4 protein-coding genes are annotated in these 12,327 nt (G+C 67.9%); all 4 read left to right on the plus strand.

The genetic code is table 11. The features are described from left to right. Positions 1-212 precede the first annotated feature (212 nt). The 4 genes from imuA (at position 213) to ACNA0R_RS12790 (ending at position 12,324) form a co-directional block, all read left to right on the plus strand. Complete coding sequence (imuA, locus tag ACNA0R_RS12775; RefSeq protein ID WP_415826414.1) at positions 213-1,022, plus strand: translesion DNA synthesis-associated protein ImuA; 810 nt, start codon at positions 213-215, stop codon at positions 1,020-1,022. Beyond that, positions 979-2,439: a Y-family DNA polymerase gene (locus ACNA0R_RS12780; protein WP_415826415.1), complete on the plus strand. Its 1,461-nt coding sequence runs from the start codon at positions 979-981 to the stop codon at positions 2,437-2,439. Before imuA ends, ACNA0R_RS12780 begins: the two co-directional genes overlap by 44 nt. A 6-nt stretch (positions 2,440-2,445) precedes the next feature. After that, on the plus strand, positions 2,446-5,676 hold the full coding sequence (locus tag ACNA0R_RS12785) for an error-prone DNA polymerase (RefSeq protein ID WP_415826367.1): 3,231 nt from the start codon (positions 2,446-2,448) through the stop codon (positions 5,674-5,676). A 180-nt stretch (positions 5,677-5,856) separates the two neighbouring features. Next, complete coding sequence (locus tag ACNA0R_RS12790) at positions 5,857-12,324, plus strand: hypothetical protein (RefSeq protein WP_415826368.1); 6,468 nt, start codon at positions 5,857-5,859, stop codon at positions 12,322-12,324. Positions 12,325-12,327 lie beyond the last annotated feature (3 nt).

Here is a 12,327-nt window from a genome sequence, read left to right on the forward strand (position 1 = left end):
GCTCCATTAAAACGTGTCAATAGTAGTTGATAGGTGCGCAACGCCTCAATCATCGGGACCTGCTCTGCCTTAATTAAGGCTTACCAAGCGAAGCAGTAATGCGGCCATTTTACTGTATATTTGTCCAGTAAATATCAGCCTGAATCATCGCGCCCGGCCCTGAACCCGCCGGGCGTTTCCGCCCCTGCTCCGCCGCCATGCCGTCGCTTTCGATGCCGCCGCCCGAACAGATCCATCCCGCCCTGTGGCGGGGGACGCAGTTCGCGCGCGCGGCTCGGGTGGCGGTGCCTACGGGGTATCCGGAACTGGAGAAGGAATTGCCCGGCGGGGGCTGGCCGCCCGGGGCCTTGAATGAGCTGCTGCTGCCGCGGCCGGGCATCGGGGAGATGCGCTTGCTGCGGCCGGCGCTGCGGGCGCTGGACCACGCAGGCAGCATCGTACTGGTGCAGCCGCCCTGTGTGCCGCATATCGCGGCATGGAGCAGTTGGGGGCTGGATCCGGCCCGGCTGCTATGGGTGAATCCGGAACGTCCGGCGGACGCCTTGTGGTCGGCGGAACAGGTGCTGAAAAACGGCAGCTGCGCCGCGCTGCTGTGCTGGCTGCCGCAGGCGCAGCCGGAATCCTTGCGGCGGCTGCATCTTGCGGCGCAGGCCGGCGCCACTTTGTTTTTCTGCCTGCGGCCGGCGCGCGCCGGCGCCCAGGCGTCGCCAGCGCCCTTGCGGCTGGCGCTGGCGCCGGCCGGCGATGGATTGCAGGTGGATATCGTCAAACGCCGCGGACCGGTGTGCGGGCATTCCTTGTATATCGCGCTGGAGCGGCGCGCGCCCGCGCGGGAAGTCGTTCATCCGGCGCCACGGGACGCCGGCGATGCCACGCCACGCGAAATTTCCCAGTCCTCGCCAGGGGAACTCCCTGCCACGCGGGAAGCGCAGCGCGAACTCGACATGGCGCGGCCCGCGCCCGACCTTTTTGATGACCATGCAACTCTGGATAGCCGTCTACCTGCCGAGGCTGGCGCTTGATGCCCTGCATCCGCCGTGGCCGCTGGACGTCACGGCATGCGCGGTGGTCGAGCACGAATGCGTCATGACCCTGACGCCGGCTGCCGCCAGCCATGGCATTACCTTGGGCATGCGCCGCGCCGGCGCCCATGCCCTGGCGCCGCACGCCATCCTGCTGGACCGCGACCCGGCGGCCGAAGGCTCGGCATTGGAAGGCGCGGCGCTGGCCCTGCTGCAATACACGCCGGATGTCGCGCTGGGCGAACGGCACACCCTGCTGCTGAACGTGGGCGCCAGCCTGCGCGTATTCCGCGGACCACGCGCCCTGGCGCGCCGCGTCGCCGATACCCTGCGCACGCTGGGCTTGCAGGCGCGGCTGGGTATCGCTCCCACCGCGGGCGGCGCATGGATATTGGCGCACAGAACCGATACCGGACCGCGCCATGCATTGGCGATCACGCGCCTGGCGCGGCGCCTGGATGCCCTGCCCTGTGCCCTGCTGCCGCAAGCCCAGCCCCATCTGGAATGGCTGCATGGCATCGGTTGCCGCCAGCTCGGCTTTCTGCGCCGCCTGCCTCGCGGCGGCCTGCAACGCCGCTGCGGAACGGCGCTGCTGAAAACCCTGGACGCCGCTTACGGCGACGCGCCGCAGGCGCATGCCTGGATTTCGCCTCCGCTGGCCTTCAAGCGCCGCTTCGAATTGATCGAGCGCATCGAACATACCGATGCGGTACTGGCGGTGGCGCGCATCCTGGTGGAGCAGATGAGCGGCTGGCTGACCGCGCGCCAGCGTGCCGTGCCGCGGCTGACGCTGGCCCTGGAGCACGAACGCGGCCGCCATGCGCGGCCGCCCAGCCTGCTGGAATTGACGCTGGCCGAACCGGCCTGGCAGCCGGCGCATCTGCTGGGCCTGCTGCGTGAACGGCTGGATCGCATGACGCTGCAGGCGCCGGTCGTCGCGGTCGTGCTGGACGCGCCGCACACGGTGCCGCAACCCGCGGCCAATACCACGCTGTTTCCCGAACCGGCCCAGGTGGCCAGCGAACGCGCGCGCCTGCTGGACATGCTGACGGCCCGCCTGGGCGCCGACCGGGTGCTGCGGCCCGATCCCGTCGCCGATCACCGGCCCGAAGTCGCCAACCACTGGACGGGCGTGCACGATGCGCCCGCGGCAAGCGAGCCGGCGCCCATGCTGGATCGCCCCTTCTGGCTGCTCAATCCGCCGCAGCCACTGCAAGTGCGGCGCCACCGGCCGGTGTACGGGACGCCATTGAAACTGGTGCGCGGCCCGGAACGCATCGAAAGCGGCTGGTGGGACGAAGCCGCGGCGGTACGCGATTATTTCGTGGCGGAAGACGCCCATGCCGCGCGCTATTGGGTCTACCGCGAACGCGGGGTCACCGACGCGCGCTGGTACCTGCACGGGCTGTATGCCTGAAACGCCATGCATGCATCCCACGCATCCAGCTCCATGATCCCCGCCTACGCCGAACTGGGGTGCATGACCAACTTCACCTTCCTGCGCGGCGCATCGCACGCGGAAGAACTGGTGATGCGCGCCGCGGAACTGGGCTATACCGCCCTGGCCATCACGGACGAATGCTCGGTGGCCGGCGTGGTGCGCGCGCATACCGAAGCGAAAACGTACAAGCTGCCCTTGATCATCGGCAGTTATTTCGAGTTGAGCGACGATCCGCACGCCGACTCCAGCAAGGGATCGAGCCGCGACTTACGCCACGACCCGGACGCGAACCAGGAACAGGAACCCACGCGCCTGATCCTGCTGGCGCAGACCCGCGAAGGCTACGGCAACCTGTGCGAACTGATCACGCTGGCGCGTACCGGCGCGGCCAAGAAAGGCTCATACCTGCTTTCGCCTTCGCAGCTGGAACGGCCGCCATCGGATTATGCGCACCTGGCGGGCGTGCCCGAATGCCTGGCCATCCTGGCGCCGGCGCAAGGCATCGCCGCCGATCGCCTGGCCGCCCAGGCGCGCTGGCTGGCGCGGGTATTTCCCGGCCGCGCATGGATGGGCCTGATGGCCAGGCACCAGTCCCGCGACGACCTGCATCGCGCCGCCGTGGACGACGCCGCGCGCGCCGGCGGGCTGCCGATCACCGCCCTGGGCCTGGCGGAAATGCATGTCCGTTCACGCAAACCGCTGCATGACACGCTGACCGCCATCCGCCTGGGCAAGCCGGTCAGCGAATGCGGCTACGCGCTGGCCGCCAATGCCGAACGCCATCTGCGTTCGCGCCTGCAGCTGGCCAGCCTCTATCCCGCGGAAGCGCTGCGCCAGACCCTGGAAATCGCCCGCCGCTGCACCTTCAACCTGGACGAACTGCGCTACCAGTATCCCGACGAAATCGTGCCGCCCGGCACCACGCCGGCCTCCTACCTGCGGGCCGAAACCTATACCGGCGCGCAGCGCCGCTTCGGCGAACGGATACCCGCCGCCATCGCCGCGCAGATCGAAAAGGAACTGGCGTTGATCCAGGACCTGCGCTACGAAGCGTATTTCCTGACGGTCTACGACATCGTCAAGTTCGCGCGTTCGCAAGGCATCCTGTGCCAGGGGCGCGGATCGGCCGCCAATTCGGCGGTGTGCTATTGCCTGGGCATCACCGAAGTCGATCCCGCGCGCGGCAATGCGCTGTTCGAGCGCTTCATCAGCAAGGAACGCAACGAACCGCCCGACATCGACGTCGATTTCGAGCACCAGCGGCGCGAAGAAGTCATCCAGTACATCTACGAAAAATACGGCCGCGCGCGCGCCGCGCTGACGGCGGTGGTGATCACCTACCGGCCGCGCAGCGTGCTGCGCGATACCGGCAAGGCACTGGGCGTGGATCCGGCCATCGTCGACGCGGTGGCCAAGGCGCATCAATGGTGGGACAGCCGTGAAGGCTTGCTGGACGGCTTGCAGGCCTGCGGGCTGGATCCCGAATCCATCGTGGCCAGGCAATGGGCGGCGCTGGCCACGCTGCTGATGGGGTTTCCGCGGCATCTGTCGCAGCATCCGGGCGGCTTCGTCATCTCGCGCGGCAAATTGTCGCGGCTGGTGCCCATCGAAAACGCCGCGATGGAAGGCCGCAGCGTGGTGCAGTGGGACAAGGACGACCTGGATGCGATGCATCTGCTCAAGGTGGACGTGCTGGCCCTGGGCATGCTGTCGGTCATCCGCCGCGCGCTGGAGCTGATCTCGCTGCGGCGCGGCCGGCCCTTCGCCATGCAGGACATTCCGCCGCACGACACGCCCACCTATGACATGATCTGCGAAGCCGACACGATAGGCGTGTTCCAGATCGAATCGCGCGCGCAGATGACCATGCTGCCGCGCCTGCGGCCGCGCGAATTCTACGATCTGGTGGTCGAGGTCGCCATCGTGCGGCCCGGTCCCATCCAGGGCGGCATGGTGCATCCCTATCTGCGGCGGCGGCAGGGATTGGAAGACGAAACCTATCCCAGCGAAGACGTGCGCGCGGTCCTGAAACGCACCATGGGCGTGCCCATCTTCCAGGAACAGGTCATGCAGATCGCCATGGTGGCGGCGGGCTTCAGCGGCGGCGAAGCCGATGAACTGCGCCGCTCCATGGCGGCCTGGCGGCGCAAGGGCGGCGTGCACAAGTTCCGCGACAAGCTGGTCGACGGCATGCTGATACGCGGCTATACCAAGGAATTCGCCGAGGCCATCTTCCGCCAGGTCGAAGGTTTCGGCGAATACGGTTTCCCGGAAAGCCATGCCGCCAGCTTCGCCTTGCTGGCCTATGCCAGCTCATGGATCAAGCGGCATGAACCGGAAGCCTTCCTGGCGGCATTGCTGAACTCGCAGCCCATGGGTTTCTACGCGCCGGCGCAGTTGATCCAGGACGCGCGCCGCCATGGCGTGACGGTATTGCCGGTGGACGTATGCGCCAGCGATTGGGACAGCCGGCTGGACTTTACCCATGCCGCCGCCAACGGCCGGCCCGCCGTGCGGCTGGGCCTGAACCTGGTCAAGGGCATGTCCGAAGCAGCGGCCTTGCGCATCGCCACCGCGCGGCTGCGACAGCCTTACGCGCACACCGCCGACCTGGCGCGGCGCGCGGATCTCAGCCGCCACGACCTGGACGCACTGGCGGCGGCCGATGCCCTGCTTGCCCTGGCCGGCCATCGCCGCCAGGCGCGTTGGGAAGCGGCGGCGGGACCGCCCGCCAAAGGGCTGCTGCGCGATGCCGCCATCGTGGAAGCACAGGCGCCTGAACTGCCCCTGCCCACCGAAGGGCAAACCATCGCCGACGATTACCGTTCGCTGCGCTTCACGCTGCATCGCCATCCCCTGGCCTTGCTGCGCGACAAGCTGAAGGCGCGCCGCTTCGAAACGGCGGAAGCGCTCAGCACGTATCCCGACAAGCGACTGGCGCGCGCTTGCGGCCTGGTCACGGTACGGCAGCGGCCGGGTACGGCCAACGGCACGATCTTCGTTTCCATCGAAGATGAAACCGGCGCGGTCAATGTGGTGGTGCGGCGAGAACTGATAGACAGGCAGCGCAAGGAATTGCTGGCGTCCACGCTACTGGGCGTGTATGGCGTCTGGCAGAACGTCAGCAACGTGCGCCACCTGATCGCCCACCGCCTGGTCGACCTGACGCCGCTGCTGGGCACGCTATCGATCGCCAGCCGGGACTTCCACTGAGAAGTCCGCGGTCGCCGCGGTCGCCGCATGCGGCGGTGCCCCGCCAAAGCCACTGTGACGGCCGTCGCGGCCGTCGCGGCCATCTCGGACCCATCGCACGGAACCGGCCTGCGACCACCGTAACCCCATGCCGCACTTGGCCCTTCCGGGTCGGTTGTACTTTTCCAGGAGCCTTTCCCCGTGCAAGCCGTCCATACGCTACCCATACCGGCAAGTATCCATTTTCACCAGGTATTCCAGGCAGACGATATCGCGGCGCCCGATGCCGCTGACGGTGCCGATGCCGCGCCATCCCGGCACCCATGCGCGGACAGGACGAACGCGCCGGCCGACGATGGTACCCTGCCCGCCGGCGCCCCCGATCGCCGGCAGGCGCTATGCGCACGGCTCGCCGCGGCCTTCATCGACCATGCACGCGCCACGGTGACCATGCCCGCCGATGCGGACGATGCGGCAATCATCCAGGCCTTTCTCGCGCCCCATGCCGGCACGGACCAGCGCTGGCTGGAAAGCGACTCGCGGCTGATGTGTCGCCTGACCGCGGTATCGGGATTGTTCGCCGGCGAACCCGCCGCCACGGACTTGCGTGCCGGCCATCGGCGCCTGCTGGCCGATGCGCTGGTCCTGGCGCTGACTTCCGATGTCGATTGGCGCGAGGCCCTGGACAACGACACGAACCATGCCGGGGACCTGTCGATCAAGGACACCGCCGCCGCGCTGGACGCCCGCATCCTGCAGGCGCTGCGCGACGCCGGTCTCGCGCCGTGCCTGGCGGCCATCGTTCCGCAGTTAAGGCAGGCCCTGGCCGACGATCCGACGCTATCGCTCATACCGCCGCGCACGATCCGCCACGGCAGCCACGGGTGGCAAATGCTGCGTGCCGGCATACAGGACGCCATCGCCATCGGTCTCGATCCCGCCACGCTGGCGGGCGATGAGATCACCGGCCTGGCGGATGCGATGGCCGACGCCGCATCGCGCGGAACGACGGCGATCGGCGCCCTCGAACTGGCGACCGCCCTCGCCGGCGCGTACCCGCGACTGGCGGCGGAAATCCGCGCGCGCGCCGCGGCATGTATGCCATCGGGCATGCCGCCCATGCCGCCCATGCGGCTCGCGCTGCCGGTGCGTCCTGCCCGCGAGGACAACCGCGGGTCCTGCGTATCCGTATCGCGGCCCGGTATCCAGGACGTCCATCCCCATTTCGTGAAGGCGATACGGGATGATGGCGGCACGCAGTGGCTGCGACGCATCGGCAACGGCTATGCGTGCTTCGATTCTTATGGGCTGCAAGCCGTGGGCGCGGTCCTTCTGGCGGGCGATGGCGGCCGCCTGTTTCCGTCCCTGGGCGTTGCGGAACTCGCGAGCCGCGCCGTCAAGGATCCCGCCATGCTGGAACGCCTCAGGCGTACGCCCGCCGGCGACGACGGCGGCATCTCCGTGGACGGCCGCATCTTCGCCCGCATCGCCGGCGTTTATATCGAGATCGCGCCGGTCGTGGACAAGCGCGTGGCAACCACCCCGGCCCATACCATGGCCACGTCGGGAGACCGGCCCCGGGATTCCAGCAGCGGTCTGATCCATGATGCCGCCAAAGGCGGCTGGGTCCTATCGCAGCGACCCGAGGATGATGCCGGAAGGTTGTCGTCCGTGCTGCAAAGGTGGACTTCGGCCGATCAAGCCAGCACCCTGCCGTGGACGCAGGCCGCCGCGGCCATCCGCCACGGCGCACTATGTGTTTATGGCGATCGCTACGCCGATTTCCTGCGGCATCGCGACGCGGACCGATACGCTATGCGCATGGACGACCCGGTGGACGCGGCGGCCACGCTGCTGGGCGACGGCCGATTCCTGCATGCCATGCTGGCGCTGGGCCCCGCGCACGCCGGCCGTATCGTGCAAGTGCTGGACATGTGCCGGCCGCGAGCGGGCGCGGACAGCGGTGGACACCCGACCATGCCGCGGTCGCGCCAGCCTGCCGCGCGTTATTTCGACGACGCGCTGCAAGCGCTGGACAATGCCGCCATCCTTCAGCTGCGTGACGTGCTGGACGCTTATGGCGGCCGCGTCATGGCGCTGCTGCGCCTCGCCCGCTCGGGCAATGGCGCGCAACAGCGGCGGACGGACGAGCTCGAACGGATGGCGCGCGCACTGATGCGGGCCGTCGCCGCAAAGTCCACCGAAGAAGAAAACAGCCTGATGGCCGCTACGCCGCGGCGGACCGACGGCCGGACATCCGCCGCCGTGAAACCGCGCGCGCTCCCCGAGCCTGGCGCGAACGCCACGGCCGCGCTTACGCCGGACGAACATCTTGCGCTGGAAGCCTTGGGACTGGCGCCCATGCCCATACCGCAAGCAACGGTGGACGAGACCCTGGCAGTCCTGCGCCGCGTGCAAGACGGGGACCACAAAGGCGAGACTGTCCCGCGCCGCGTGCAAGAGAGCGATGACAAAGGCGAGACTGTCCCGCTCCCCGCATGCGAGACACAGGACGACCGCGAGGATGTCCTGGCGCGGCTTGCGGCGCCCTTGCGCAAGCTGGCTCCCGCCAATGCCGCGGCGGCGCGGCTGCTGTTTCGCGCGCTGCTGTGCGACACGCGTTTGTGCGTGAACGGGCTTTCCCTGGCAGCCTTGGCGGGCCGCTACGCCATCGACGCGGACGACGTGGCGGCACATATCCACGCCGTCCCCGGCGGTCCCCGTTCGATATCCTCCCTGCCCTTGGCGGGACTCGGACGGGCCGGCATCGCCGCCTATCGCACCGCGCCGCCGCGACAGGCCGTGCTGCTGCCCGGCGAGCTTCCCTTGTTCCGCGAGGCACAGGGCAGCGCCCATTTCATCCACCAGGGCGGCGACTGGTTCCTGGTGCGCTGGGACGGCGACAACGCCAGCTGGCGCGTGGTTCACCCGGATAAGGCGAGCGCGCCGGCCGTCCCGATCCGCCGCGGCCGGCCGGGCTGGGAGGTTCACGGCGCGGTCGGGGTCCCGGGCGGCGGCCCAGCCTTGCGCCGGCGGGTCAACCTGGATGCGGCGGGCGAAGGCGACGTCGATATTCCGCCAGGGATCAGATGCGGCCGGATGCCTTATCAGGACCGCCTGGGCCTGTACCACGCGCCGCAGGGCAAGATCTGGCAAACCGAAACGGTGGCGCTGGCCAGCCGGATACTCGAACTGACCACCGACATTACGGCGCGGGTGCCCTGGCAGGAGGCCTTCCCGGAGTACTTCGACCTCATGGTCGACAACAACGGTAGAGCCTGCCTGGTCAGGCCGGAGCCGCACCTGGCCGACGCCGGCGATGAGTTGGGGCTGTACCAGAACGTCTATCGCGAGACGCAGGCTTTCTTCCAGGCGCTGGCCGGATCGGCGACATTCCAAGGGCTGCTCAATCGCGCCATCGCCGAAGGACGCCTGGGCAGCACGTCCAACACCAGATGGACCTTGCAGGTGGTGCTGCCCGGCGCGGCTCAAGCGGTTCAAGGCCAGAACAGGCCCGCGCCCGGGCGCTATCCCGTGGATCACCGTCAACGGGTGGTCACGCTGCCGCATCTGAGCGGCCCCGTCGACAAACCGCCGTTCCATATTTCCAAGGAGGGTCGCCTTATCCCCCTGACACCCAAAAGAACGGTCGTGTGCAATTACGTGGCGATGCTGACAGGGGAGACCACGCCCAGTCTGGTGCCATGGCTGCAAGGCGGACGCATCGATCCCAAAACGTTCAAGACCGCGGGACTGGGGGAGCGCGGGCCGCTGCACTACCTGGCCGAGCGGATCATGCGCGAGATCGCATCGCCCATGATGCCGCTGTTATCGCACTTGCCGGTGGACGAAGCGCTTGGCTACTACGCGGGAACCATGCGGGCCTCCACGGGCAGCGACGACGTCGTGGCGCTTTTCCAGTGGAACGTTATGACGCTGCAGGCGATCGATGACGCCGGCGGCTTCGCGGCGCTGGAGCGCTACGTCAAGCTGCAGGATGATTACCTGGACCGTGTCTTTCCGATCGACGGGGCGGACGTCATCCCCTTGTCGCCTCGCATGCCGGACGTGGTCCTGACGCCGACGCCGACGGCGACGGCGACGGCCGTGGATACCGCATCGGCGTCGGTTTCGACGGCGAGCTCGCCGCCCACCGCAAGTTCGACACAGGTATCGACACCGGCGCCCGACATCCCAACGACCTCCTCGGCAAAGGCGGGCACCGTCATACAGGCGACGGGCGCGGCGGCGGCGCCATCACCCGTCCCATTCCGTCCCGGCCGGGACAGCGTGCTGCTGCAGGAGCTCAACGTGCCGGTCCCCTACCCCTATTCCAACGCCAGCACGCGGACCGACCGGTCTCCGTTGATCGCGGAAACCGAAACCGTCGTGGACACCTGCCGCATCCTCGATTGGCACACGGCGCCGGCCGCCCATGCACTTCAAAGCGTGAATCTGGACGAACTCTTTTCGATCGTCGCCGCCGACACGCCCTTACCCGCGCCACCGGCGCAAGGCGCGGCTCACGCCCATAACCCGCACGCCGCCGAAAACCTGCTTAGAACCATCTATTTTTCGCTCGAATGGCGCTCGCCGACCTTCCAGGATCTACTGCGGCGCGCGCTTGCGATGGGACACATCGGGAATGACCAGCGGACGCGGTGGACCATACGGCTGATCCTGCCCGGCCCGGGAGCAACGAACGAACAAGGGGCTATCGACTTCGGCACGGAAACGTTCGCCGTCGATCTGGCCAACCGTACCTTGCGCGTGCCGCCGCCTTCGGACCTGCGCGTCGCCAATCGCATTCATCTGTCCACCAGCGGGGATCTGCTGCCGATGCGCACGGACCGCATCGTTATCCGCAACCTGGTGCAGGCCTTGACGCGCATCCACGGCAGCGACCTGAGACGCTGGGGGCCGCCCGGAGCGCCGGCGGCCAGGAAAATCAAAAGCTTCGGCCTCGGTGAAAGAGGCGCGATCGAATTCCTGACGGACCGCATCCTGCAGGAACTCGGCATGGAAGCGGACTTCCACCTATCGCCGATTTACTTCGACAGCGCGGCGCGAGCGGGCGCGCAGGAGATGAAGTCCGCCATCGCCGCGGCGGGCGGCCCTAAGACACTGAAGCTCTACATCGAGGCGCAGAACCGGTATCTGGATGCTCGCTATGGAAAGCGCGATGCGGCGCCGCCGCGCGTGCCTGTTCCCATGCTCGTGCCGGTAATGACATCGCTGACATCGATCCAGCACACGCCGGCAACGATTCCGCTGCTCGCGCCGATACCAAGGCTGGTGCCGGTTCCCGACATCGCCAAGGCCAACGAAGCCGAACGGCTGAACTTCCTGCGCAGCGAAACCGTCAGGGACGCCATGCTAGTGCTGGAAGCCGCCCCCAACGCGGCTGTCGACCCGTCGTGGGCCAGGGACTTCGACCAACGCTTCACCATCAGTGTCAGCGATCTGCGGCTGTCGTATCTGGCCGCGGAGTTTTCCGAATTGGCCACGGAAGCCGGCCAACTAGGTCTGCATAGCGCTATTTCCGCGCGGCTGCGGCACAGCCTGATGCGCCTTTACGATCATTCGGAAACCTTCCGCAGGCTGGCGAACCGCATGATGGACCGGAGTCGCGTCGCGGACGGCGACGGCGATGAACCTGGGGGCGGGCAATGGCGGCTCCAGGTCGTCCTGCCCGTACGCGTCGAGAATGCGCTGGCGGTATACGAAAGTCCGCCCTCGGTGCATCTGGAAGAGCGGCGGGTCGAGATACCCATACCCAAGCCCGAGCATATCCAGGGCGAATACTATGTGTCCCGCTCGGGGACGGTGTACGCGCGGCAGACTCCCCGCGTCACCGCGGAAAACCTGGCCCGGATGATGACGCACGACATCGCCCCGCCCCAGCCTCGCGCCGTCCCCGCCCCGACGGACGGCGCGATCGACTCACGGGCGCTAGGCGAGCGCACGGGCATCGGATATATCGTGGAGCGCATCTGTGCCGAGATGGCCTTGAGCGATACGGATTGGGAGCTTCCGCCGCGCCTTTCGGCCGTGCCGTTCAGCGAGCGGCAGATCGATGCGGCCGGGGGCCGCGATGGCAACGATCTGTCCCATGGCCGGCTCAATGCCGAAACCATGCAGGCGATAAACGCCGTGGGCGGCCTCGATGCACTGGAGCTTTATTGCCGTAGGCAGGATTTCCATCTGGAGTCGATCCATCCCATCCGGCGGCCGATGGCGGCGGCCGCCATGCAGCGGCCGGCCGAGGATACGGCAGGCTCCCCGCCCGCGCCGGCGGCGCGGCGGCGCCCGGCGGATACGCCGGCCGACGCCCCCGCGGCCCGCCGGGAGCGGCGGGAAGACGACCCCACCGGCACAGCGTTTGCTGCCCAGCAGGCGCGGATCCGTTCCGCATTTTTCCCCGCCTCGGACGCGTGGCTCAGCGACGCGGAAGCGGCGGGCGCATTCATGCAAAAGGAGCCAGCAATGAAGCAGCAAAACAGCCAGCAGAACCAGCAAAACCAACAAGGCCAGCGCCAGCATAGCCAGGAAGGCCAGGGCGGCCAGCAGCACAACCAGAACCAACAACGCTCGCAGCAACAGCAGCAGCAGAACCGGTCCGACCAGCAGCCAGGCCAGCAGCGCCAGGGCTCGGACCAGAAGCGCTGATAA

The organism is Bordetella sputigena (assembly GCF_965137885.1).
In the GTDB taxonomy this organism is placed as follows: domain Bacteria; phylum Pseudomonadota; class Gammaproteobacteria; order Burkholderiales; family Burkholderiaceae_B; genus Bordetella_C; species Bordetella_C sputigena.